The sequence below is a fragment of the Hymenobacter rubidus genome, from assembly GCF_016734815.1.
Taxonomy (GTDB): domain Bacteria; phylum Bacteroidota; class Bacteroidia; order Cytophagales; family Hymenobacteraceae; genus Hymenobacter; species Hymenobacter rubidus.
Genome location: NZ_JAERQF010000036.1, coordinates 1 through 24837 on the forward strand (window position 1 = coordinate 1; position 24837 = coordinate 24837).

The window sequence follows — 24837 nt, forward strand, 5'->3', positions numbered from 1 at the left end:
CTTCATGACCCCAACCGAGTTCCGTCAAGCCGCCTAACCTCTACTTTTCGCTGGCCTACCTGACGGGGAAGCGTACATATAGTAGCGCGAACGGTGTAGTTTGTGCTACTGACTGTCGTCTGTACACTGACTTGGGAACCGCTTTAGCAATAATGCAATGCTATAGATAAAATGCTTTCAGGCGACGCGGTCTGCGCGTGCGCGGTAACATGGCGTTCTACCGTTGTCTGACTGGATTGCGGCCGACGACTGGCCGTTCCGGAGTTCCGCATTGCTCCTTGCTCAGTCGGCACTGGCAAGCAGTTTTGCGCCCTCCTGAGGGCTAAAAAGCCCCGTCCGATAGGTCGAGGCTTTTCAGTGAAGAGTCCGGTGTTTTCTCAGCTTATAGCCGGCAGCTGGTATCCACTTCGCTAAAATAGGCGCAGTGCATATACCGTGCAAGCTTTGCTGGGCTTCAGTGGAAAATTTATTTTTCAGGACATTTTCAAGCCAAAATCCAGTGTCCTGCTTGGCGATGAAAAGGCCGCTGCCAAGTAGCCTGGAAGCGCCGAGTGTCTTGGCCCTAAACGTGCGCTAAAACAGCTTGCGTAGCGCCCATAAGCTCCACACAATCACCATCAAACCTACGCCCAGAAACATCCAGCGGGTGGGAATGCGCCCCGCCAGCTTGGCCGCGATGGGGGCCGCGGCTACGCCGCCTACGATGAGCCCGGCCACAATCTGCCAGTGCTTGATGCCCAGGATGGAAAAAAACGTGAGGGCGCTGGCGAAAGTCACAAAAAACTCGACCAGGCTCACTGTGCCGATAACAAAGCGCGGGGTGCGGCCATTGGTAATCAAAGTGCTGGTGACCAAGGGGCCCCAGCCGCCGCCGCCGAACGAGTCCAGGAAGCCTCCCGCGCCGGCCAGCCAGCCCGCGTGCTTCACTTTGCGGCGCTTTTCCTGCTGCTTGCGGATGGCTTTGCTGACGATGCGCAGGCCCAGAATGAGCAGGTAAACGGCCAACACGGGCTTGATGTAACCGGCGTATTGCTCGCCAAAGTACGTCAGCAGCAACGCCCCGCTGATGGAGCCCGCAATGCCGGGCAGCAGCAGCACCCGAAACAGTTTTTTGTTGACGTTGCCGAAGCGGTAATGATTGTAGCCCGAAGCGCCGCTGGCAAACATTTCGGCCGTGTGAATGCTGGCGCTGACCGACACCGGGCTCAAACCCAGCGACATGAGGCTGATGGCCGACACCACGCCATAACCCATGCCCAGCATGCCGTCAATCAGCTGCGCGATGAAGCCAACGGCCACGAATTTGTAGAACAGGCCCGAGTTGCCGAACACGTCCCAGGCTTGCTGCCAGGTGAAATAATAGGAGAGGATGTTGACCAGAATGAACAGCGCGAAGGTGACCAGCGCCCCCGTGGCAATGCGCCGCCAATAAGCCGTGGCCGGCGATTCGTAGGCGGGGCCGTAGGCCAGCTCGGCCGTGACGGCATTCAGGGACTTTATTTTTTGCCCAAAATCACCCTTCAGCCGCTGCCGGATAACGGTCATGTTTTGGAGCAGGGTATGGAGTTCGCCGGGCAGGGTTTCTTCCAGCACGGCGCGCAGGCGCTTGCCCACCGTGGGCGACTTGCCGTTGGTGGAAATGGCCACTTTCAGGTCGCCTTTCTGCACCACCGACGAAAGGTAGAAGTCGCATTCCTCGGGGGTGTCGGCTACGTTGGTGAGGATGCGCCGCCCGGCCGTTGTGGCCTTGATGTGGCGGTTCAGGGCCGGGTCGTCGGTGGCCACGAACACGAAATCCCGGTCGTCGAGGTCGTCGTCGGCATACAGGCGGGCGTGCAGCTGCACGCGCGGATGGCGGGCGGCCAGCGCCCGCAGCTCGGGCAAAATGAGCGGTGCCACCACCGTAACGGCCGTGGCCGGGCTGTTGCGCAAAATGGCCGAGAGCTTCTCCAGGCCCACGTTGCCGCCGCCCACCAGCAACACGTTAAACTGTTCCAGCTTCAGGAAAACCGGAAACAGGGAATTGGTGGCGGGCGGCGCAGCGGGCGGCGGGGAAGTAGGAGTCACGAGAGGCGCAGGCGGAGCGAGGTGGTCAACGGCCATTAAGTTACGGGGTTTCAGGCGTGAAAATTCTGGCCGTGGGTGGTGGCCTGCACGTAGCCCTGGCGAATGACAAAATCGCCGAAGCCTTCCCGGGGCTGGCGCCGGGCCGCATAATCGGCCAGCAGGGGTGTCAGTTCGCGCAAAATGCCGTCTTCATCCAGCATCTCCCGGTAAAGCTTGTTCAGGCGCTCGCCGGCATAATTGGCGCCGAGGTACAGGTTGTAGCGGCCCACGGCCTTGCCCACCAGCCCGATTTCGCCCAGGTAAGGACGGGCGCAGCCGTTGGGGCAGCCCGTCATCCGAATCAGGATGCCGGCTTCGGCCAGGCCATGGGCGCGGATTACCGCGTCGAGCTTGTCGAGCAACTGTGGCAGGTAGCGCTCCGCTTCGGCAAAGGCCTGGGAGCAGGTGTTGAGGGCCACGCAGGCCAGCGCGTTTTGGCGCAGGGCCGTGAGGCGCAGGGTGGCCGGCCACACGCCATGCGCTTCCAGAACGGCCTGGATGCGGCTGCGGTGCGCGGGCTCGATATTGGCCAGCACCAGGTTCTGGTTGCCGGTGAGGCGGAATTCGCCGGTGTGGAAGGCGGCAATTTCGGCCAGCGCGGTTTTGAGGGCGTAGCCCGGCAGGTTGTGGATGCGGCCGCCTTCGATGAACAAGGTGAGGTGTGACAGCCCGGCCGCATCACCCGACCAGCCGAAGGCATCGGTGGAGCTTTCGAAGCGGTAGGGGCGGGCCGGGGCGAGGTCGTAGCCCAGGCGCTGGTTTAGCTCGGCCTGAAACGCCGGCAGGCCCACGCGGTCGATGGTGTACTTGAGGCGCGAGAGCTTGCGGTTTTCGCGGTTGCCCCAGTCGCGCTGAATGGTTACGACTTTCTCGCACAAGTCCACCACTTTATCGGCGGCTACAAAGCCGATGAGGTCGGCCAGGCGCGGGTAGGTTTCGGGCAGGCCGAAGGTCATGCCCAGGCCGCCGCCCACGGCCACGTTGTAGCCCAATAATTCGCCGTTTTTTTCGACGGCGATGAGGCCAATGTCGTTGGCGAAGATGTCGGTTTCGTTATAGGGCGGAATGGCCAGCGCAATTTTGAACTTGCGCGGCAGGTAGGTTTTGCCGTAAATCGGTTCCTCGTCGGCCGGCTCGGTGGTGCTGTGCTGCTCGCCGTTCAGCCACAGCTCCCAGTAGGCGGTGGTGCGCGGCGTGAGGTGGGTGCTGATGGCCACGGCCGCCTCGTACACTTGCCGGTGCACCGCGGATTCGTGCGGGTTGGCGGGCGCCATCACGTTGCGGTTCACGTCGCCGCAGCCGGCAATGCTGTCCAGCAAGACGTCGTTGAAGCCCTGGATGGTGTTTTTGAGGTCGCGCTTCAGCACGCCGTGCAATTGGAAGGCCTGGCGGGTGGTGAGCTTGATGGTGCCGTTGCCGTAGGTATCGGACAGCTCGTCCATGCGCTGCCACTGGGCGGGCGTGGCCGCGCCGCCGGGCACCCGCACCCGAATCATGAAGGAAAACAGCGGCTCCAGCTTCTGGCGCTTGCGCTCGGAGTCGAGGTCGCGGTCGGTTTGCTGGTAGGAGCCGTGGAACTTGATGAGGTGGGTGTCGTCGTGGTTCAGCGCGCCGGTGATGCGGTTGCCGAGGCTCTCGACAATGCTGCCGCGCAGGTAGTTGCTGGCGTCTTTGACGATTTCAACTTCGGATAATTTAGGGGTATCGGGCATTGTTCTGATGGGCGCCTCACCCCCCGGCCCCCTCTCCGAAATGGAGAGGGGGAGCCATGGCAGCTCGGCTGTTTGTCTGATGTGATGTAATAGGTAATTATCGGCTGGCACCCCCTCTCCATTTCGGAGTGGGGGCCGGGGGGTGAGGCGCCATGGCCACGCTCTGCATGACGTTCTTATTGCGGAGTGGGAACAGGCGCGGCGGGCGGCCGCAAATCGAAGTTGTGGAAGTAGAAAACCCGGATGCTGTGCTGGTTGCGGTAGACATCGCCGGCCGGCAATTGCTGCAGCAGGTGCATGTAGCCGCCCTGAATCTGGGCGTGCTTGTTGACCTGGTACACCAGCCCGGCAAACAGGCGGTTTTGGTCGAAGGTGTTGTAGCGAATCTCCTCGCCGAAGTTGACCATCAGCTCGTCGTTGAGCAGAAACTGCAGGCCGCCGGGCTCGAAGCCGTTCTTGGTGAGGGGCAGAAACAGCGCCGCGTTGTAGCGGGTGCGGTAGTTGAAGTTGTAGTCGGAGCCCAAGTCGGTGTTGTTGAGCACCTGCTGGCGAAACCGCTCTTCCAGCCGCACCCACTGCATGAGGCGGGCCTTCGGAAACTTCGTGAACCACTGCACCTGCTGCCAGGGCCGGTGCTCGGGCTGGCCCACGGTGCGGGCGCCGTCGGGGAAGTGGTGCACGTAGGCGTAGCCGGCGGTGAGACGCACGTCGTCGGTGAGGTAGTAGGTGAGGCCCACGCGGGCCACGCCTTGGAACAGGCGGTTCACGAAATGCTCGTGCAGGCGCAGGTGCAAGTCGGTCCAGGTGCCCCAGCGCTGCGAAAACCGCGTTTGGTTGAACACGCCCAGCCAGAGCTGCTTTTCCTGCACGTACTGCTTCTGGGCCCGTGCCGGCAGCGCCGCCAGCCCCAGCAAACCGAGTAGAATGGGAAGCCGTTTCATGTTTCAGCCTAGCGAAGGACGGTGTTGTCGAAGGTGAGGGCCACGTAGTAGAGCCCGCCGATGGTAGGGCCCGCCGCGTACTGGATGTAGCGGTTGTTGAGCAGGTTGGCGCCGCCCACTTTGATGGTGGTTTTGAGCACCGGCACGCGCAGGTTCACTTGGGCATCCACGGTTTGGTAGGCGGGCACCTGGCCGTTGGCCAGCGGGCTTTCCCAGTAGAAAGTGCTTTGGTGGCGCCACACCACGTTGAAGCCCAGGTTGTGCACCACTTCGCGGTTGCCGAAGCTCACGTTGGTGGCCCAATGCGGCGTGTTGAAGCCCGTCACGAAGATGTCGGAAGCTGAATTGGTGGTGATGGCGTTGTAGTTCACGTTGCCGCCGACAGTGAATTTCTGGAAGAAATTGTAGGTCAGCCCCAGCGTCGAGCCGTAGCTCTTGTACTTGTTCAACGCGTTGGTGTACACGCGGTACCGGTCCTGCCGGGCCGAGCGGTTGCTGTTCAAGGCGGCCAGCACGGCGTCATCGGAGCCGACGGCTGCCTGCTGGCCGGCAGCATTTTTGGGCACGCTCACTTCCACTTGGCCCAGGAAACCGGAGTAGACGTTATAGTAAGCGTCGGCGTCGATGGAAAGTTTGTTGTCGAACAGGACGCTGCGGTAGCCCACCTCGTAGGCGTTGATTTGCTCGGGCTGCTCGGTGGGCAGGTTGCCGACGGTGAGCAGGCTGCGGATTTCGGGGCGCACGGCGGCTTGCGCGGCCGTGGTGCCGGCGTTGGCGGCCACGTAGGCGTTCACCGCCGCGTTGAAGGTGGTGATAGAGGCCAGCGTGTAGGAGTTGTCGAGGTAGTTCAGGCCCTCGTTCACGCGGGCCAGGCCGCCCACGCGGCGCACGTTGCCGTTGTTCACGAAGGACAGCGCCTCAAACAGCGATGGGAAGCGCCAGCCGTTCTGATACGAGGCGCGGAAGTTGTGCTTCTCGGCCACGGTGTAGACGGCGGCCACGCGCGGGTTCAGCTTGGGGTCGAATTCAGGGTTGTAGTCGGCGCGCAGCGAGGCGGTGATTTTCAGGTGGTTCTGCAGCAGCAACTTGCTGGCCTGCACGAAGCCACCGACCTTTTTATAGTACTGGTTGTTGCCGCCGGGCTGGGTGCGCTCGGTCAGCGGGCGGCTGAAATCGACGAAGTTGTTGCCATCGGGCAGCACTTCGTACATGCGGGCATCGCCGCCCAGCAGCACATCAGCAAACTTGATGCGGTCGCCCAGGCTCCAGGTGCCCTCGGCGTGGTAGGTGTGGCTGCGCTGGGTGAGGGCCGCGCCGCCGGGCGTGGGGGCGCCCTTCACCGTCACGCCGCTGTCCCAGTTGTTGGTGTTCACAATCTGGTTTTTGAGGGCGTTGAACTCGGGCGTGCCCGGTGTGGCGCGGCCGGCATCGGCCACCACGCGGGCCTGCTGCATGGCTGTGGCCAGGGCCACGCCGCCGTTGAGCTGGCTTTGCAACGAAGCCTGAAATTTGTCGCCCCAACTTGTTTTGGGGCCGCTGCCGGTGGTGAGGGCCGTAGCGCCGTTTTGCAGGTCGAGGTTGAGGGCCAAGGGGTTGAGGTTGTAGGAATTGCCGGTGTCCTCAATCAGCATGTAGGCGCGGGCGGTGAAGTCCTTGCCGCGCAGCTCCACTTTATGGTTCTGCACGGTCACGCCGTCGAGCTGAATCTTGTTGCCGCGCTGAAACACGCCGTCCATCAGGCCGAAGCGGTAGCCGTAGCTCAGCTCCAGGTTCTCCTTGATTTTATAGTGCAAACTGGCGTCGGCCTTGATGTTGCGCACGATGGGGTTGGTGAGGTCCTTTTCGTAGTAGCCGGTGCGGCGCACGTTGAAGGTTTCGTTGCGGCCATTATAAGTTACGGGGATGCTCACGTTGCCCGAGTTGTCATCGCCATAGCGGTTCCAGAGGTCGGCGGCGGGGTTGAGGCTGCCGCTCAGCTCCGGGAAGCGCGGATTGGCCGAGGCCAGGTTCTGCGGGTTCTGGTCGGTTTGGGTGTTGGCCAGCCAGTCGGTGCCGCGCATAAAGCTGCCGTTCACCTTGAAGGCGAAGCGGTTGTTGAACGCCTGGGCGTAGCGAATGGCCGTTTCATTAAGTACACTCGGGTCGCGGTCAATGCCGTCGACGTGGTTTACGCCCACTTTCTGGTACACGCTCAGCCCCTGGTAAGTAAAAGGGCTTTTAGTGGTGAGGTTGGCCATGCCGTTGATGGCGTTCATACCGTATAGCGCCGAGGCCGCACCGGGCGTGATTTCCACGCTGGCGATGTCTAGCTCGGTGGGCCCGATGGCGTTGCCCAGCGGCACGCCCAGCGTGGCGGCCTGCATGTCCACGCCGTCCACCAACTGCATGAACCGGAAGTTGTTGGGGATATTGAAGCCCCGGGTATTCGGCACCTTGAAGGTGAGGCTGCTGGTGGTCATCTGCACGCCCTTCACGTTTTCCAGTGCATCATAGAAGCTGGGCGCGGGCGTTTCCTTGATGGCCCGGATATCGAGCTTTTCAATGGCCACCGGCGACTTCAGCCGGCTTTCCTCTACCCGCGAAGCCGACACCACGACTTCGTTGGTGATGATTTCGCGGGAATCCAGCGACACGGCAATGCGGCGGCTGCCTTTGGCAATCTCAATCTCGCGCGCATCATGCCCAATGGCATTGAACACGAGCACAAACGGGTATTGCAGCTTGGCTTGCAGCTCGAATTTGCCGCTGGCATCGGTTTGGGTGCCCATCGTCGCACCTTTCACGCTCACGCTCACACCGGGCAGGGGCTCGTTGGTCCCCTTTTCGCGCACTTCGCCACTGATGGCAATGAGTTCGGTTTGGGCAAAGGCGGCTGTGGCGCTGACCAGCAGCAGAATCAGAAAAATCCAGAGGGTTGGAGAATAAAATTTCATCTCAAAATGATTGCAGGGAAGTTGTTGAAGGCACTTTGCCGGTTTTGGGAGGGGCGCGAGGTGGTGGCCCGGCGCTCAGGCGAAAGCAGGTTCAACAACAGCAACCAGCGAGGCTTGCGGAGACAATCAGGCTTGGGATGAAAAGCGGTTTCATAGTTCAGAAAGAGGGTGGATGATTGCAGGCTTGATTTAATTCAGACCGTCATGCAGAGCGTAGCGAAGCATCTCGCTTGGGGTAGTAATCAATGTTTTGCAACGAGGCGGGAGAGGTGCTTCGCTGCACTGTGCGTGACAAACTATAGGGTTACTTGAGCACGCAAGATGCTTCGCTGCGCTCTGCATGACGGCCGTTTAATACACGTCCTCCAGGTAGCGGCGCTGCTTCCTAAGGTCGCGGACGTAGCTGGCGGCATCTTCAGCGGAGAGGCCGGCTTCCCGCCGCACTACTTCAGTCAAAGCAGCTTGCACGGCGCCGCCCAGGCGCTTCTTATCGCCGCAGACGTAGAACTGCGCGCCGCCTTCAAGCCAGGCGAAGACTTCGCGGCTGTTTTCCAGCAGGCGGTCCTGCACGTAAACTTTCTGGGCCTGGTCGCGCGAGAAAGCCACGTCCAGCTTCGCCAGACCACCGCGTTTTAGGTGCTGCTGCCACTCGGCCTGGTACAGGAAGTCGGTGGTGAAGTGCGGGTTGCCGAACAGCAGCCAGTTGCGGCCGGTGGCGCCGAGCTCCACCCGCTCCTCCACGAAAGCGCGGAACGGGGCCACGCCGGTGCCCGCGCCCACCATGATGATGTCGGTGGCCGGGTTGGTGGGCAGCTTGAAATATTCGTTGGTTTCCACAAACACGCGGGCCGTGTCGCCCACCGAAATCTGGTCGGCCAGGTACGACGAGCACACGCCGTGCTTGCGGCGGCCGTGGGCGTCGTAGCGCACGGCGCTCACCGTCAGGTGCACCTCGTCGGGGTGCACCAGCAGGCTGCTGGCAATGGAATAAGCGCGGCTGGGCAGCGGGCGCAGCGTTTCGGCCAGCACCTGGGCCGTGAGCTGGTCGGTGGGGAAATCGGTGAGCAAATCGGCTACGTCGCGGCCGTAGAGGTAGGGTTGCAAGCGGGTGGTATCGGCCAGCAGGGCGTGCAGCTCGGCGTGGGGCGTGAGGGCGGCGTAGCGCTCCACCACGTCGCGGGTCAGCACCGTAAGCTCGCGGCGCTTGGCCAGCACGTTGGCCAGCGGACGGCTTTTTTCGTTGCCCAGCGTCACCGGAGCCGTGTCGCTGAGGCGGGCGGCGCGCAGCACTTCTTCCACCAGGCTGTCTTCGTTCACCGGCAGCACCGCCAGCGCATCGCCCGGCGCGTACACCAAGCCCGAGCCGGCCAAATCCAGCTCAATGTGGTGGGTTTCTTTGGTCGAACCGCGGCCGTTCAGCTGAATGCTTTCCAGCACCCGCGCCGGCCACGGATTGGTGCGCGTGATGGCCGGGAAAGGGGCCGGCTCTGCCTTAACAGCCGCTACACGGGCCGCGGCAGCCGCAACGGGCACCGGGGCACTGGCCGAAATTTTATCGAGTGCAGCGCTTATCCAAGCCTCGGCGCTGGCATGGTAGTCTACGTCGCAATCCACACGCTCCAGCAAGCGCTGGCCGCCCAACTCGCCCAGGCGCTGGTCAAAGTCTTTTCCGGTCTGGCAGAAGTGCAGGTAGCTTTTGTCGCCCAGCGCCAGCACCGCAAAGCGCAGTTTCGGCAGCTTCGGGGCGCGTGGGCCCAGCACGAAGCGGTGCAGCTCTTCGGCGGCCACCGGCGCTTCGCCCTCGCCGTGGGTGCTCACGATGAGCAGCAGGTTCTCGGCCTGGGCCAGCTGGCGGGTGGGGTAGTCGTTCATGTCGAACACCTCCGGGCTCAGGCTGCGCTGCCGCGCCGATTCGGCCGCTTGCTGGGCTACTTTTTTGCCGTTGCCGGTATGCGAGCCGTACAGAATGGTGAGCTTTTCGCCCGGCGCCGGCGCCGGGGCCGATGCTGCTGTGGCGGGCTGGGCACCGGGCACCGTGGCCGCACTGGCCTGGCCGTAGAAATAGCCGCTCAGCCACACTAGCTGCTGGGCGTTGAGGCCGGTAGTAAGGTTGTTCAGCGCGGCCTCATCGAAGCCCGCCGGCAGGGGCGAAAGTGGGAAAGTCGGATTCACGGGAAGGGAAATAGGGCTTGATAATATTCAAAGAGAATGGGCCAACTCAGGCCACTTTGGCGTAGTCCGCAACTTCCGTGAGCAGGTCGGCCAGGCCCGCCGGCAAGGCCGCAGCCGCGCCGGTCGCCAGTCGCACCACCTCGCCCACCACAATGATGGCCGGGGCCCGCAGCCCGGCGCGGGCCGCTTTGGCGGCGATGTCGGCCACGGTGCCGGTCACAAGGCGGGCCGTGGGCAAGGTGCCATCCTGGACCACGGCCGCTGGCACGTCGGCCCCACCGTGCCGGCCAAACAGCGCCGTGATGTCGGCCAGGCGGTTCAGCCCCATGAGGATGATGGTCGTTGTGCGGGGCGACTGCGCTGCCTCGGCCACGGCGGCCGAAAGCTGGCCGTCGGCGGTGGTCGCGGTCAGCACCCGGAATCCTTCGCTCAGCCCCCGGTGCGTGGCCGGAATGCCCAGGCTGCCCGCCGCCGCAATGGCACTGCTGATGCCGGGCACGTACTCCGTGCTCAGGCCGTGCTGCTCAGCATAAAGCATTTCCTCGCGGCCCCGGCCGAACACAAATGGGTCGCCGCCTTTCAGCCGCACCACATGGCCGTAGCGGTAGGCCTGCGCCACAATCAGGTCATTGATTTCGGCCTGCGTGAGGCCGTGAAATCCCCGACGCTTCCCCACAAAAATGCGCGGTGCATCGGGCCGAACATGGACCAGCAGCGCCTCGTTGGCGAGGGCATCGTAGAGCACCACGTCGGCCGAGCCCAGCACCCGCGCCCCCTTAAGCGTCAGAAGCTCCGGGTCGCCGGGGCCGGCGCCCACCACGGTCAGGCGTGGAATGAAGAGAGAGTTAGCCATTGGATGAGTGTTAATAATTTAACCGTCATGCAGAGCGCAGCGAAGCATCTCGCGTGCTGCCACTAATTTTTTAGTGATTGAGTCGCTATTGCATGCGAGATGCTTCGCTGCGCTCTGCATGACGGGCTTTGCAGCTTTATCAAAATCAAATAGAAAAAGCCGGTTCGGCCGGAATGGGCGTGGCAAAAAGCTCCGGGTCGGTTTCGGTGACCAAGCCGGCAGCCAGGGTTTCGCCGGTTTGCTCATCGACGAGGATGAAGGCCCCGGTGGCGCGGTTGTGGCGGTAGTCATCTACCACCAGCGGAAGCGCCGTTTTCAGCTGCACCCGCACAATGTCGTTGAGCTGGGCCGTGTCGGTGCCCACCTGGTCGAAAGTGGCCACGTTGGTTTTGTGCACAATGGCCGTCACCGACGCTTTTACCACGGCGCTGTGGTGCTGCACCAGCAGCTTGCGGCCGGCTTTGAGGGGCCGTTCGTGCATCCAGCACAGGGTGGCTTCTACTTCGCGGGTCACCGCCGGGTGGGCGGTGGTGGGCACAATGGTGTCGCCGCGGCTCACGTCCACGTCGTCGCGCAGGCGCAGCACCACGGCCTGCGGGGCGGTGGCCGTCGCTACTTCGCGCTGGCTTACCTCAATGGCATCAATCACCGTTTCCAGGCCCGACGGCCAGATGCGCACCCGGTCGCCTTCGTGGTAAGTCCCGCTCTGAATGCGGCCGGCGTAGCCCCGGTAGTCCGGCAGCTCCTCGGTCTGGGGCCGGATGACATACTGCACCTGAAAGCGGGGCTCATTGGGGTTGGCATCGGCGGGCACGGGCACGCTTTCAAGGTGCTCCAGCAGGCTGGGGCCCTGGTACCACACCAGCTGCCGGGAGCGCCGCACCACGTTGTCGCCGTTCAGCGCGCTCAGCGGGATGGCCACCACGTGGGGCAGTTTCAACTGCTCGGCAATTTCCTGGTAGTCGGCCACAATCTGGTTGAAAATCACCTCTTCGTGCCCCACCAAATCCATCTTGTTCACGGCCAGCACAAAGTGCTGAATGCCCAGCAGCGAGGCAATGAGCGTGTGCCGCCGGGTCTGCTCAATCACGCCCTGCCGGGCATCGACCAGCACAATCGCCAAGTCGGCGTTGCTGGCCCCGGTCACCATGTTGCGGGTGTACTGCACATGGCCCGGCGCGTCGGTGATGATGAACTTGCGGCGCGGCGTGGTGAAGTATTTGTGCGCCACGTCGATGGTGATGCCCTGCTCGCGCTCGGCCTTCAGGCCGTCGGTGAGCAGGGCCAAATCCACGTCGCCGCTGGCGTGGCGGCGCTTTTCCAGCGTGGCCAGCACATCGAGCGACACGGAGTCGCTGTCGTACAGCAGGCGGCCGATGAGCGTGCTCTTGCCGTCGTCGACGCTGCCGCAGGTAATAAATCGGAGGAGGTCCATTTTCTATAGTTGTTAGTTGCTCGTTGTCAGTTGTTAGTCGGTTCATAAGTGCTAGTTGTCAGCCAGAAAAGCGTATGAGTTCTGACAACTGACAACAAGCAACTGACAACTAATCAATTAAAAATACCCGTTGCGCTTGCGGTCCTCCATCCCCGTCTCGGAGAGGTTGTCGTCGAGGCGCGTGGCGCCGCGCTCGCTCACCTTAGCCAGCAGCAGGTCGGCAATGATGTCGTCGACCGAGACGGCGTCGCTTTCCACGGCGGCGGTGCAGGTAGAGTCGCCCACGGTGCGGAAGCGCACGCGGCGGCTCACGATTTCATCGGTGTCGTCCAGGTTGAGGTGTTCGCTCAGGCCCAGCAGCTGGCCGCTGGGCAGCACCACGCACTGGCGCTCGTGGGCGAAGTAGATGTCGGGCAGCGGAATGTTCTCGCGCTGGATGTAATTCCACACGTCCAGCTCGGTCCAGTTGGAGATGGGGAACACGCGCACGTTTTCGCCCTTCTGAATGCGGCCGTTGTAAATGTTCCACAACTCGGGGCGCTGCCGCTTGGGGTCCCACTGGCCGAAGTCGTCGCGCACCGAGAAGATGCGCTCCTTGGCGCGGGCCTTTTCCTCGTCGCGCCGCGCCCCGCCGATGCAGGCATCGAATTCAAACTCCTCAATCACGTCGAGCAGCGTGTAGGTCTGCAAGGGGTTGCGGCTGGGGTATTTGCCGCCCGGCTCGCGCAGGCCGCGCTCCCGAATGGTGTCTTCCACCTTGCGCACAATCAGCTTTTCGCTCAGCGAACCGGCCAGGGAATCGCGGAAATCCAGGATTTCCTGGAAGTTGTGGCCCGTGTCGATGTGGACCAGCGGGAACGGAAACTTGCCGGGGCGGAAAGCTTTCTCGGCCAGTCGGGTCAGGGCAATCGAGTCTTTGCCGCCCGAAAACAGCAGCGCGGGCCGCTCAAACTGTCCCGCTACTTCGCGTAAAATGTGAATGGCCTCGGCCTCCAGCCGGTCCAGATAATCCAGGTTAACAGTAGCCATTGGTGCGTCATAATGCCGGCTCGATAAAAAGGCGGCCACAAGTAAAATGCTGATGATAATTGCTTAAGCGGGTAGCTTTTCCACCACCGGGTCGAGGCCCTGGTGAGCGGCGGTGGCGTGCAGGCCGCACTCTTTGGCGGCCTGGTCTTCCCACCACCAGCGGCCGGCGCGGAAGTCCTCGCCCGGCTTGATGGCGCGGGTGCAGGGCGCGCAGCCAATGCTCACAAACCCCTGCTGGTGCAGCGGATTGACCGGAATGCCGTTTTTCTGGGCAAAGTCCCAGCACTGCTCCCAGGTCCAGTCGAACAGCGGGTGTACTTTGATGAGCTGGTGGGCGGCGTCCCACTCGGCCGGGTGCATGGTCTGGCGGTTGGCCGACTGCTCAGCCCGGATGCCCGTCACCCAGATTTTCTGCCCCGCCAGGGCGCGCGCCAGCGGTTCCACCTTGCGGATGTTGCAGCATTCCTTCCGGTTTTCGATGCTCTCGTAGAAGCTGTTGGGGCCTTTTTGCCGCAACAGTTTTTCCACGCTGGCCGTCTGCGGGGCGAATACTTCGATGGGCTTTTCGTAGCGCAGCAGCGTCTTGTTCCAGGTCGAATACGTTTCCTGAAAATTGCGGCCCGTATCGAGCGTAAATACGCGAATGGGCAGGTCGTTTTCGAAAATAAAATGGGTGATAATCTGGTCTTCGAGGCCAAAAGAGGTCGAAAACGAAGCTGTGCCGGGAAAGTGGTCGGCCAGCAAGCTCAGGATTTCGGGCACGGGTTGGCCCACTAAGTAGCGGCGCAGGTCATCGACCAGCGCCTCGGTTGCGAGGTGCATGCGTACAAACGGAATGCGGCTTTCCCGGGTGGGAGTTGGCGAAAGCCCGATTTGAGTGGGGGAGCCCAGCGCGCGGAACAAGCCGGGCGGACGTGGGCGAACTACGCCGGAAGTAGTCAGGAAAGAGCGCAGCCCCGGCGCACTGAAATCAGCGCCGCGGAGCTACGAAACCGGCCGGAGGGGGAGTGGACCTAGGCACAACAACCCGCTGCCGTCGTCATACAGACGGGCAGACACACCATACAACAACACATTTGCGACGAGGCAAAGGCGGTGGCGGTCAGCAGGCGGGAGTTGTTGGAGGTTTCCACGGCAACTTGTTTTTATATGTCCAGGACTTGGCACCGTTTCAGGGATTAGCCTGAGGGTTGCCGGCGTTTCGTCGAGCCTGTCTCTCCACGCCTCTGTATAAAAACAATCCTTTTTCGGGAAGAATTGATTTTGCAAAGGTAATAGCGAAAATTTTGTAACTACAAAATTTTGTTGTTTCCTGGGACGGCCACGGACGGCTGGCGTTTTGAGAAAGCGGTGGTTTTTGCCGCGCGGCCAGCCGTGGTAGCGCGTTCTGGGGGTGAAGAACCGTGCGGCAGGCAGGAAGGTTTCGGCGGCAAGTTCACCGAAGAGTACAGGAAGGTTGGGGAAGCGGCTGGGAAGTACTTGCACAGCGGTTCACCAACTCCCACCCAACTCCCGTGGCGCTTCCTGCTGGCTTTCGACTGGTTCTGCTGCTGTTGCTCTTGTGCCTGGCGGGCAATAGGAGCCCGGCGCAGGTGCTGCGCCGGCCCGTGCCGGACCGCCTCATCGTCCTCACCTTCGACGATGCCGCCGTGAGCCACGCCACTTACGTGGCCCCGCTGCTGAAGAAATACGGGTTCGGCGGCACATTTTTCGTGTGCGAGTTCCGGGAGCCGCCGTTTGCGGACAAGACCAAATACATGAGCTGGGCCCAGATTCAGGGCCTGCACAACTTGGGGTTTGAGGTGGCCAGCCACACGCTCACGCACCAGCACGTCAACAAAATGAACCGGACGCAGCTAGGGGCCGAGCTGGATTCCATCGAGGCGCGCTGCCGCGCCTGGCGCATTCCGCGGCCCGTCACCTTCGCGTATCCGGCCTACGACACGGCGCCCACGGCCACTGCGCTGCTGCCCGAGCGCGGCTACCGGTTTGCCCGCGCCGGCGGCGCCCGGACCTACGACCCCGCCCACGACCACCCCATGCTGCTGCCCAGCTTCAGCATTGCGGGCACCGACACGGCCAAGGTGTACGGCGCCATTCGGCAGGCGCACGATGGCCGCGTGGTGATACTAACCGTGCACGGCGTGCCCGACGTGGCCCACGACTGGGTGACGACCCCGCCGGCGCTGTTTGAGCAGTACCTGCGCTACCTGCACGAGCACCATTATAAAGTCATTGCCCTGCGCGATTTGGCGCGCTACGTGAACGTGGCCGAAGCCCTGCGCCTGACTCCGCGCTACGAAAACCTGAAATAACGCCTTCCTTACCTCCTTTAAAATCCCACCCCAATGAAAACCAACCGCTACGTATTCGTCCTGGGCAGCCTGCTGCTAAGTTTCGGCAGCCAGGCCCAAACCAAGCTGGCCACGGGCAGCCAGAAGCCCATGCCCGCCGAGTGGATTGACGCCGACACCGGCCACAAAATGGTGCGCCTCACGCAACTCGATGGCGCCAACGAGAGCTTTTACTTTCACAACAACCCTTTTGTGAAAAGCCTGGGGGCCGAGGGCGACAAAATGGTGTACTACCACACCTCGCCGGCCGGCAAGCAGGTGTATGCGCTGAACCTGAAGACGCACCGGAGCGAACCGCTGACCCGCCCCTTTGCCAAGGTACACGGCGAGATTGTGGCGAAGAAGCGCCGGGAAGTGTTTTATCAGGTGGGCGACACGGTGTATGCGACGCATATCGACTCGAAGAAAACGCGCCGGGTGTTCGTGTTTCCGGCCGATTTTAAGGCCGACATTACCACGCTGAATGCCGACGAAACCGAGCTGGGCGGCGCCTGGGGCAGCGACGCGGAAAAGGAAATCTACCGCCAGTACCCGGCCAAAAAGGACTTCTTCAACCGCATCTACGACGCCAAATTGCCGCGCACGCTTTTCATGGTGAGCACCGACGGCAAGGGCCAACTCACCAAGCTGTTTACGGATAAGGCTTGGCTGAACCACGTGCAGTTTTCGCCCACCGACCCGCATTGCCTCATGTTTTGCCACGAAGGCCCGTGGGAAAAGGTGGACCGCATCTGGACCATCGACACCAAAACCAAGGCCGTGAAACTGATTCACAAGCGCACGCTGGACCGCGAAATTGCCGGTCACGAGTGGTTCGGGGCCGACGGCAAAACCATCTGGTTCGACCACCAGAAGCCGCGCGGTGAAACCTTCGCCGTGACGGGCACCAACCTGCAAACCGGCACCGAAAAAAGCTACGCCCTGACCCGCGACGAGTGGAGCGTGCACTACACCAGCTCGGCCGACCAGAAGATTTTTGCCGGCGACGGTGGCTACCCGACTTCGGTGGCCAAGTCGTCGGAAGGCCACTGGATTTACCTGTTCACGCCCGACGGCGACCATTTTAGGGCCGAGAAATTGGCCAACCTGAAGATGCACGACTACGCGCTGGAGCCCAACGTGCATTTTTCGCCAGATGGCAAATGGCTGATTTTTCGGGCCAACTTTGAGGGCCAGCCGCAGGTGTACGCGGTAGAAATTGCGAAGTCGGCGTCGTGAAGCATGAACGTCATGCAGAGCGCAGCGAAGCATCTCGCGTGCCACCACTAATCTATTGACAATTGAATTACTTGCGCATGCGAGATGCTTCGCTGCGCTCTGCATGACGTTCCTGTTAAACCCAATGCCCCTAAAAACCATCCTGAAATACTTAGTCTGCGCCGCGCTGCTGCTGGCGCTGCCCGCCGCCGCCCAGAAGCTGCCGAAGAAGAAAGCCGTGCTCAAGAGCATGACGCTGACCAACGACTACTTCATGAAAAAGTGGCCCGATACGGGCAAGGAAATCGTGACCAATATTGCCCGGCCCAGCCACATCTGGACGCGCGGTGTGTATTACGAGGGCCTGATGGCCCTTTACCAGACCGATAAGCAGCCGCGCTACTACGACTACGCCGTGGACTGGGGCACCAAGCACCAATGGGGCATCCGGCGGGGCATTACGGACCGCAACGCCGACAACCAGTGCGCCGGTCAGACCTACTTGGAGCTGTACCAGATTGACCCCAAACCGGAACGGCTGCACGATATCAAGGCCAGCATCGACAACATGGTCAACAGCCCGAAAATCGACGACTGGAACTGGATTGACGCGCTGCAAATGGCCATGCCCGTCTTTGCCAAGCTGGGCGTGCTGACCAAGGACACGGCCTACTACGAGAAGATGTACCGCATCTACAACTACTCCAAAACCCAGCACGGCGGCCACGGCCTCTACAACCCCGAGGACAAGCTGTGGTGGCGCGACAAGGATTTTGTGCCCCCTTACAAAGAGCCCAACGGCGAAGACTGCTACTGGAGCCGCGGCAACGGCTGGGTGGTAGCCGCCATGGTGCGTGTGCTGGACGTGATGCCCAAGGATGCCCCGCACCGCGCCGAATACGAGCAAATGTACCTGAGCATGATGCAGGCCCTGCCGCCCCTGCAACGCCCCGACGGCTTCTGGAATGTGAGTCTGCACGACGCCAACCACTTCGGCGGCAAGGAGATGACGGGCACGGCACTGTTCGTCTACGGCATGGCCTGGGGCCTGAACCACGGCCTGCTCGATAAGAAAAAATACGAGCCCATCATCGCCAAAGCCTGGAAAAGCATGGTAACCGACTGCATCCACCCCGACGGTTTCCTGGGCTATGTGCAGGGCACCGGCAAAGAGCCCAAAGACAGCCAGCCGGTAACCTTCACCAGCAAGCCCGATTTTGAGGATTACGGCCTGGGCTGCTTCCTGCTGGCAGGCAGCGAGGTGTATAAGTTGAAGTAAAAATGAATGCCTTTGCACGGTCATGCTGAGCTTGTCGAAGCATCTCTACCGCGCAACTAACCAATGATAAACTAACGAAGCGGTAGAGATGCTTCGACTGCGTTCAGCATGACGTTCTTAACTGAACGGCTGGTTGGGCCAACCAATTACTCCATGAAACGACTCCTTCCCTCGCTTTTCCTCGCCACGCTCGGCCTCACGGCCCAGGCACAAGCCCCCAAGTGGCCCGCCATCACCCAGCAAACCAAGCCTTGGACGCGCTGGTGGTGGGAAGGCAGCGCCGTGAACAAAGCCGACCTCACCACCGTGATGACGGAATACCAGAAAGCCAACCTCGGCGGCATGGAAATCACGACCATCTACGGCGTGAAGGGCGCCGAAAGCCAGTTCATCGATTTCCTCTCGCCGAAATGGATGGATATGCTCTCGCACACCCTGGCCGAAGGGCAGCGGCTGGGGCTGGGCATTGATGTGGCGCAGGCGTCGGGCTGGCCGTTTGGCGGTCCGTGGGTATCGCCGGCCGATGCCTCGAAGTACGTGGCCTACAAAACCTACGAGGTAAAAGGCGGCGCGGGCCTTACGGAACCGGTGAGCTTTATGCAAAAGCCCATTGCCACGGCCATCGGCCACAAGGTCGATATCAAAGAACTGAGCGACCCGGTGGCCACCAACAAGAACATGCAGAAGCTGGCTTTGGAGCAGGTACGCTTCGAAAAACCGCTGCCGCTTCAAACCCTGATGGCCTATTCCGACAAAGGCCAGACGCTGGATTTGACCAGCAAAGTCGGCGCCAATGGCAAGCTGAGCTGGACGGCGCCGGAAGGCTCCTGGACGCTCTACGCGCTGTTCCAGGGCGGGCACGGCAAGCAGGTGGAGCGCGCCGGCCCCGGCGGCGAGGGCGACGTGATTGACCACTTCTCAAAAACGGCCACCGACCACTACCTGGCGTATTTCGACAAAGCCTTCACGGGCCACGATGTGAAGCCCATCCGGGCGTTTTTCAACGATTCGTACGAAGTGGACGACGCCCAGGGCGAGGCCAACTGGACGCCCCAGATGTTTGCCGAATTCCAGCAGCGGCGCGGCTACGACTTGCGCCAGCACCTGCCCGCGCTGTTCAACAAAGCCTCGGAGGATGAGAACCAGCGCGTGCTCACCGACTATCGGGAAACGATTTCGGAGCTGCTGCTCGAAAACTACACCAAAACCTGGGGGGCCTGGGCCAAAACCCACAGCGCCCTGATTCGCAACCAGGCCCACGGCTCGCCGGCCAACATCCTGGACTTGTACGCCGCCACCGACATTCCCGAAACGGAGGGCGAAAACCTCACGCGCATCAAGTTTGCGTCGTCTGCTGCGCACGTCACGGGCAAGCCGCTGACCTCGGCCGAAACGGCGACCTGGGAGAATGACCATTTTCTGAGCAAGCTGAGCGACGTGAAAAAGGCCATCGACCGCATGCTGCTGGGCGGCGTCAACCATGTGTTTTACCACGGCACGGCCTATTCGCCGCCCTCGGCCAAGTGGCCCGGCTGGCTGTTCTACGCCGCCGTGGAGTTCAACCCACAAAACCCGTTCTGGACCGATTTCGGCAAACTGAACCAGTACACGGCCCGCGCCCAATCGTTTCTGCAAGCCGGCCGCCCCGATAATGACGTGCTGCTTTATCTGCCCATTTCGGACGCCTACACCCGGCCCGGCAAGGTGCTGCTCCAGCACTTCGACGGCATCGAGCACGGCTTCAAGGGCCTGCCCATTGAGGCCACCAGCGAGCTGCTGCTCAGCAAAGGCTACGGCTACGACTTTATTTCCGATAAGCAGGTTCAGCAGCTGAAAGCAACCGTGAACGCTCTGACTACCAGTGGCGGGGCCACTTACCAAACCCTGCTGGTGCCCAACGCCCACCTCATGCCCCTGCCCACGCTCGAACGCGTGGTGCAACTGGCCCAGGCCGGCGCCACGGTGCTGTTTCAGGGCGAGCTGCCGGCCGATGTGCCCGGCCTCGGCAACCTCGAAAACCGCCGGGTCAACTTCAAAAAGCTGGTGGCCGCGCTCAAGGTGGGCAAGCCCGGCGCTACGGGCATCCGGCAAGCCACCATCGGGCAGGGCAAGGTATTGCTGGGCGACGACGTGACGGCCTTGCTGGCGCAGGCCGGTGTGCAGCGCGAAACCCTGGCCGACCAGGGGCTGCAGTTTCTGCGGCGGCAGCACGTGCAAGGCCATTATTATTTCCTGGCCAATTGGGGCGAAAAGCCCTTCAGCGGCTGGATTACGCTGCAAACCCGTGCCAGCGCTGCCCTCTGCTACAACCCCATGACCGAGCAGGCCGGCCTGGCCCGCGTGCGCAACACCACCGGCGGCAAGCCCGAAGTGTACGTGCAACTAGCCCCCGGCGAAACCTGCCTGCTCGACACCCGCGAGGCACTGGTGGCGGCGTCGCCCTACCCGTACCTCACGTCCGACGCGGCACCCCAACCCCTCACCAATCCGTGGGACCTCACCTTCATCTCCGGCGGTCCGGTGCTGCCCGCCAAGTTGCAAACCAAGGAGTTGACCTCCTGGACCACGCTGGCCGGCGACGCGGGTAAAAAGTTTTCCGGCACTGCTACCTATAGCACCACGTTTGCCATGCCGCAAGGCGCAGGCGACGGCTTCGTGCTCGACCTCGGCCGCGTGGCCCAAAGCGCCCGCGTGCAAGTAAACGGCCAGCCTGCCACCACGCTGTTGGGGCCGGTGTACCAGGTATTTGTGCCCAAAGCGCAACTCAAAGCCAGCAACACGCTGACTGTGACGGTCAGCAACTTGATGGCCAACCGCATTATCGACATGGACCGCAACCACGTCGACTGGAAAATATTCTATAACACCAACATGCCCGCTAAACTCAAGGAAAACCGCGGCGCCGATGGCCTCTTCACCACCGAAAAATGGGAGCCGTTGGAGTCCGGTTTGCTTGGCCCCGTCACCCTCACGCCCACCTCGGTAAACGCGCCAGTTCAGTAAGGTTTAGTTGTTGGTTGTCAGTTGTTCGTTGCCAGTTGTCAGGCATTTATTTTCCACCTGTCATCCTGAGCGCAGCGAAGGAACTTATCCCCGATGAACAGTTAGTGGTAACTCAACCGGCTCAAACGTGAGAAGGTCCTTCGCTGCGCTCAGGATGACAGGTGGAAAATAAATGCCTGACAACTGACAACGAACAACCAACAACTGACAACGAACAACTGACAGCCAACAACCAACAACGAATAACCAATAAACTCTATGGAAGAAGTCGCTTTCACGATGCAGCTCAAGCCGGGCGTGGCCGCCGAGTACCAGCGCCGCCACGACGAAATATGGCCCGAGCTTTCGGCCTTGTTGCGCGAGGCCGGTATTCGGGACTATTCGATTTACCTGGATGCGGCCAGCGGCCGGCTGTTTGCCGTGCAAAAGCGCGTGCCCGGCCACACCGCCGACGGTTTGGCGGCCACCGAAATTATGCAGCGCTGGTGGGCCTACATGGGCGATTTGATGGATACCAACCCGGATAGCTCGCCTGTGGTGCAGCCGCTGGAGCGCGTGTTCCACATGGAGTAGCCGCGCTACTGGCCCTTGGGTTCGCCGCGACCTACATTACGCTGATGTTAAACTAACTCTTTTTTCTAAAAATCAGGAGAGTGCGGGTAGGTTAGTGGGTACTCAATCTCCAGATTTGTAGTGTGAGTGCAAATAACCTGACTGGCGCGCGGCCGGGTGGAGACAAGATGGGTGGGAGTCCTCTCTCTTCAGATACCGCCGCGGGCCACGTCAGTGTTGTTGTGTTACCCCCAAAAATGATAATGCGAAGGCCAAGCGGTTAAAACTGCAGCAACACGACCTCCAATCACAAGCATAGCTGTGCAGAACAGCCCGAATGACAAGTTTTAATGTGAGTTAAAGTGAAACACACAAAGTCAAAGAGGCGGCTTCCTTTGGAAGCCGCTTCTTTTTTGGGCCAGATGAACCCGTTGGCCAGTACCGCTGTCTTGGCGACGGAATAGCAGAACGGCTGGCTCAGGAAGCCGGGTTCTTGATGCACTCGATAACTGTTTCGCTCAGGGCCGAGAGCGTGGGGCCGAAGTAGTGTACCAGCTGGCCGGTCGGGCTCACCAGGTATTTGGTAAAGCTGCGGGGCGGGGCCTGTTCGTTCCAGCCATTCTGCCGGGCCGTGCTCAACCACTGGTACACGGGGTGTTGCTCGGTCGTTTTAACCACCACGCTGGGCTGCATCAGGGAAATAGTAGCGGCGCTGCTTCTGTTTGGCAACGGAACCGCTTGTAATTCCGCAAAGTCATCGGTTGGAAAGGCCAGCACCACCAGCTCTTCGGCAAACTGCTCGGCCAATTGCTGCAACTCCTGGTATTGCGGGCTGCCGGTCGCATTGGGCGCCGTGTTCACCAAGAGCACCTGCTTGCCCTTGAGGGCCGCAAATGGGAAGGGCTGACCGTTGTGCAACTGGCTGCTGAGTTGATAGAAGGAGACTGGAACTGTCTCTTTCGCAGCTTCGGCCCGCGGGCTTTGCTGGCCGGCTTTGGTTAGCCGTCTCACAAACGGCAGCATCCAAAGCAAAGGGCTTTGTAGAAAGGACGTCATAATGGGCATGAGGCAAATAGATAAAGCCTCGTGCCCATTATGACGTTTAACTCGACCGTTTGCTTTGCGACATCGGCCAAGCACTGCAATCGGCTGGTTGCCATTACCCCACTTACGGGTGGTTGCGCCCGCCTAATACACCAGCACCACCAGGCTGCGCGCCCCGTGCGCGCCAATCACCAGCGACTGCTCAATGTCGGCCGTTTTGGACGGGCCGGCCACGAACTTGCCGTAGCCGCCCGTGTCGGGCAGCTGCGCGTAGGCCTGGTGCATGGTGGCCACCAGGCGCCGGTGGTCGAGCACCAGCGCCAGGTGCTGGGTGATGGTGGGCAGCGCCCGGTGCAGCATGTTCGCCTCGGGCAGCCACACGGCGCCGTTTTCGGCCACGCCAATCTCGCCTTGCAGCACCGCCAGGTCGATTTCCGCCAGAATGCCCGTGGGCGTCTGGGCATTCACGGGCACGGTGCCGCGAAAAAGGGCCGCGGCCGTATTGCGAGCGTCGGGAAAAAGCCGTTGCAGCGTTTCCCCCAGTTCCTCCAGTGCCGCCATGCGCACCACCGTGCCGCCGATGCCCGTGAGCACGGTCGTGAACCGCTCCATGGTGGCTTCTCCACCAAAGTCGGGTACCGCAGGCAGGGGCAGTTCTTCGGGCTTGTTGGCCTTCGCGGCGGCTAAAATTCGGTCGCGGGATGCGGTGCTCATGCGGGAATCTGAGGTTGCGCGGGCTGGGCGGCGGGGGCGGGCTGCTGGGCGTACCACTCGCGGAAGCTTTGCTTGGGTGCCTCGGGCAGCTCGCGGGCCACGGCCCAGGCGTTCATCGAAGGGGCGTGGGTGAGGCCGTGCGGCAGCAGGCGCAGGGCCTTGCGCGCAAACTGCCCGCCCAGCCCGTACACGCGGGTGCTGGCCAGCACGCGGCCCATAAATTTCATGCCCCACTTCTTCGAGGCCGGAATTTCGTTGGCCTCGCCCAGCACCTGCCGCCACTTGTAGAGCTGGGTGTGAATGTCGATTTTCACGGGGCACACGTCGGTGCAGGAGCCGCAGAGCGTGCTGGCAAACGGCAGCGAGCTGTGCTTCTTCATGTCGATGTTGGGCGACAGGATGGCGCCAATCGGGCCGGGCACGGTAAAATCGTAGCTGTGACCACCGCTGCGGCGGTACACCGGGCAGGTGTTCATGCAGGCCCCGCAGCGGATGCACTTGAGCGAGGCCCGGAAATCGGGCCGGCCCAGCTGCTGCGTGCGGCCATTGTCGACGATGACGATGTGCATCTGCTTGCCCGCTGCTGGCTTGGTGAAGTGCGAAGTGTACGTCGTCACCGGCTGGCCGGTCGCACTCCGAGCCAGCAGCCGCGTGAAGACACCGAGGTCGCTCAGCCGCGGAATAATCTTCTCGATGCCCATGCAGGCAATGTGCACGGCCGCCAGGTTCACGCCCAAATCGGCGTTGCCTTCGTTGGTGCACACCACCACGGCGCCGGTTTCGGCAATGGCGAAATTGACGCCCGAAATGGCCACCTGCCCGGCAATGAATTTGCCCCGCAAGTGCTGGCGGGCCGCTTCGGTGAGGCGCTGCGGGTCGCTTTCGCCCTTGTCGGTGCCTAAGTGCGTGTGGAAGGTGTCGCCCACGTCCTCCTTTTTCAGGTGGATGGCCGGCAGCACGATGTGGCTCGGCGGCTCGTCCCGAAACTGAATAATTCGCTCGCCCAAATCGGTATCGACCACCTCGATGCCGTGCTTTATTAGGTACGGGTTCAGGTGGCATTCCTCGGTCAGCATCGACTTGCTTTTGACGATGCGCGTGGCGCCTTCTTTCCGGATGATGTCGAGGATAATGGCGTTGTGCTCGGCCGCGTCAGCGGCCCAGTGCACGTGCACGCCATTGGCCTGCGCGGCGGCCTCAAATTCTCGCAGATACATGTCGAGCCGGCTTAGGGTGTGGTTTTTGATGCCAGAAGCCAGCTCGCGCAAGTCCTGGAACTCGGGCACGGCGTACACGGCGCGGTCACGCTTTTCGCGCACGAACCAGAGGGTTTCGTCGTGCCAGGTGGTGCGGTCGGCATCCAGCAAAAACTTGTCGGCGCGAAGGGCGTGGTTCATCGAATTAACTGTTGGATTGGTGGATAGGCGGATTCATCTGTCATCCTGAGCGCAGCGAAGGACCTTGTCACGCCTGTTCCATTTGGATTTACTGCTAACTGTTCATCGGTGATAAG

At 61.6% G+C, this 24837-nt stretch carries 17 protein-coding genes and 1 riboswitch; of the genes, 5 read left to right on the plus strand and 12 right to left on the minus strand.

Annotated elements, in window-relative coordinates; all coding sequences use genetic code 11:
- Positions 1 to 573: 573 nt before the first annotated feature.
- The 9 genes from JKL48_RS23645 to JKL48_RS19030 form a co-directional block, all read right to left on the minus strand.
- Complete coding sequence (locus tag JKL48_RS23645) at positions 574 to 2067, minus strand: TSUP family transporter (protein ID WP_317191971.1); 1494 nt, start codon at positions 2065 to 2067, stop codon at positions 574 to 576.
- A gap of 50 nt (positions 2068 to 2117) precedes the next feature.
- Positions 2118 to 3818, minus strand: coding sequence for an NADPH-dependent assimilatory sulfite reductase hemoprotein subunit (locus tag JKL48_RS18995; protein WP_201986010.1), 1701 nt, complete (start codon positions 3816 to 3818; stop codon positions 2118 to 2120).
- 176 nt (positions 3819 to 3994) lie between these two features.
- Positions 3995 to 4759, minus strand: a complete 765-nt coding sequence (locus JKL48_RS19000; RefSeq protein ID WP_201986011.1) for a DUF2490 domain-containing protein — start codon at positions 4757 to 4759, stop codon at positions 3995 to 3997.
- An 8-nt stretch (positions 4760 to 4767) separates the two neighbouring features.
- Entirely contained in the window at positions 4768 to 7692 is a 2925-nt protein-coding gene (locus tag JKL48_RS19005) for a TonB-dependent receptor (protein WP_201986012.1), read from the minus strand.
- A 351-nt stretch (positions 7693 to 8043) separates the two neighbouring features.
- Positions 8044 to 9864, minus strand: coding sequence for an assimilatory sulfite reductase (NADPH) flavoprotein subunit (locus tag JKL48_RS19010; RefSeq protein ID WP_201986013.1), 1821 nt, complete (start codon positions 9862 to 9864; stop codon positions 8044 to 8046).
- Between the two features lie 46 nt (positions 9865 to 9910).
- Complete coding sequence (cobA, locus tag JKL48_RS19015) at positions 9911 to 10717, minus strand: uroporphyrinogen-III C-methyltransferase (RefSeq protein WP_201986014.1); 807 nt, start codon at positions 10715 to 10717, stop codon at positions 9911 to 9913.
- Positions 10718 to 10862: 145 nt separating this feature from the next.
- The gene (locus tag JKL48_RS19020) at positions 10863 to 12152 is read right to left on the minus strand and encodes a sulfate adenylyltransferase subunit 1 (protein WP_201986015.1); all 1290 of its coding nucleotides are present in this window, start codon (positions 12150 to 12152) and stop codon (positions 10863 to 10865) included.
- A 117-nt stretch (positions 12153 to 12269) separates the two neighbouring features.
- Positions 12270 to 13181 carry a sulfate adenylyltransferase subunit CysD gene (gene cysD / locus JKL48_RS19025; protein WP_201986016.1) on the minus strand — a complete coding sequence of 304 codons (912 nt, stop codon included), beginning with the start codon at positions 13179 to 13181 and terminating at the stop codon, positions 12270 to 12272.
- 63 nt (positions 13182 to 13244) lie between these two features.
- A complete protein-coding gene (locus JKL48_RS19030; protein ID WP_201986017.1) occupies positions 13245 to 14003 on the minus strand; it encodes a phosphoadenylyl-sulfate reductase in 759 nt (252 codons plus the stop codon).
- Positions 14004 to 14323: 320 nt separating this feature from the next.
- Positions 14324 to 14418: riboswitch (SAM riboswitch) on the minus strand.
- A 277-nt stretch (positions 14419 to 14695) separates the two neighbouring features.
- On the opposite strand from JKL48_RS19030, the gene JKL48_RS19035 reads away from it, so the two are divergent.
- The 5 genes from JKL48_RS19035 to rhaM all read left to right on the plus strand — a co-directional run bounded on the left by JKL48_RS19035 (position 14696) and on the right by rhaM (position 21587).
- Positions 14696 to 15496: a polysaccharide deacetylase family protein gene (locus JKL48_RS19035; protein WP_201986018.1), complete on the plus strand. Its 801-nt coding sequence runs from the start codon at positions 14696 to 14698 to the stop codon at positions 15494 to 15496.
- A 33-nt stretch (positions 15497 to 15529) separates the two neighbouring features.
- Positions 15530 to 16753, plus strand: coding sequence for an oligogalacturonate lyase family protein (locus JKL48_RS19040; RefSeq protein ID WP_201986019.1), 1224 nt, complete (start codon positions 15530 to 15532; stop codon positions 16751 to 16753).
- Between the two features lie 124 nt (positions 16754 to 16877).
- Positions 16878 to 18011, plus strand: coding sequence for a glycoside hydrolase family 88/105 protein (locus JKL48_RS19045; protein ID WP_201986099.1), 1134 nt, complete (start codon positions 16878 to 16880; stop codon positions 18009 to 18011).
- Positions 18012 to 18164: 153 nt separating this feature from the next.
- A complete protein-coding gene (locus JKL48_RS19050) occupies positions 18165 to 21014 on the plus strand; it encodes a glycosyl hydrolase (RefSeq protein ID WP_201986020.1) in 2850 nt (949 codons plus the stop codon).
- A gap of 258 nt (positions 21015 to 21272) precedes the next feature.
- Positions 21273 to 21587 (plus strand): L-rhamnose mutarotase, encoded by a 315-nt coding sequence (gene rhaM, locus JKL48_RS19055; protein WP_201986021.1) that lies wholly within the window; start codon positions 21273 to 21275, stop codon positions 21585 to 21587.
- A 456-nt stretch (positions 21588 to 22043) separates the two neighbouring features.
- On the opposite strand, the gene JKL48_RS19060 is transcribed toward rhaM, so the two are convergent.
- The 3 genes from JKL48_RS19060 to JKL48_RS19070 all read right to left on the minus strand — a co-directional run bounded on the left by JKL48_RS19060 (position 22044) and on the right by JKL48_RS19070 (position 24721).
- Positions 22044 to 22622 (minus strand): hypothetical protein, encoded by a 579-nt coding sequence (locus JKL48_RS19060; protein WP_201986022.1) that lies wholly within the window; start codon positions 22620 to 22622, stop codon positions 22044 to 22046.
- A gap of 132 nt (positions 22623 to 22754) precedes the next feature.
- Positions 22755 to 23324 carry a LutC/YkgG family protein gene (locus tag JKL48_RS19065; protein WP_201986023.1) on the minus strand — a complete coding sequence of 190 codons (570 nt, stop codon included), beginning with the start codon at positions 23322 to 23324 and terminating at the stop codon, positions 22755 to 22757.
- Positions 23321 to 24721 carry a lactate utilization protein B gene (locus JKL48_RS19070; RefSeq protein ID WP_201986024.1) on the minus strand — a complete coding sequence of 467 codons (1401 nt, stop codon included), beginning with the start codon at positions 24719 to 24721 and terminating at the stop codon, positions 23321 to 23323. Before JKL48_RS19070 ends, JKL48_RS19065 begins: the two co-directional genes overlap by 4 nt.
- Between the last annotated feature and the right edge of the window lie 116 nt (positions 24722 to 24837).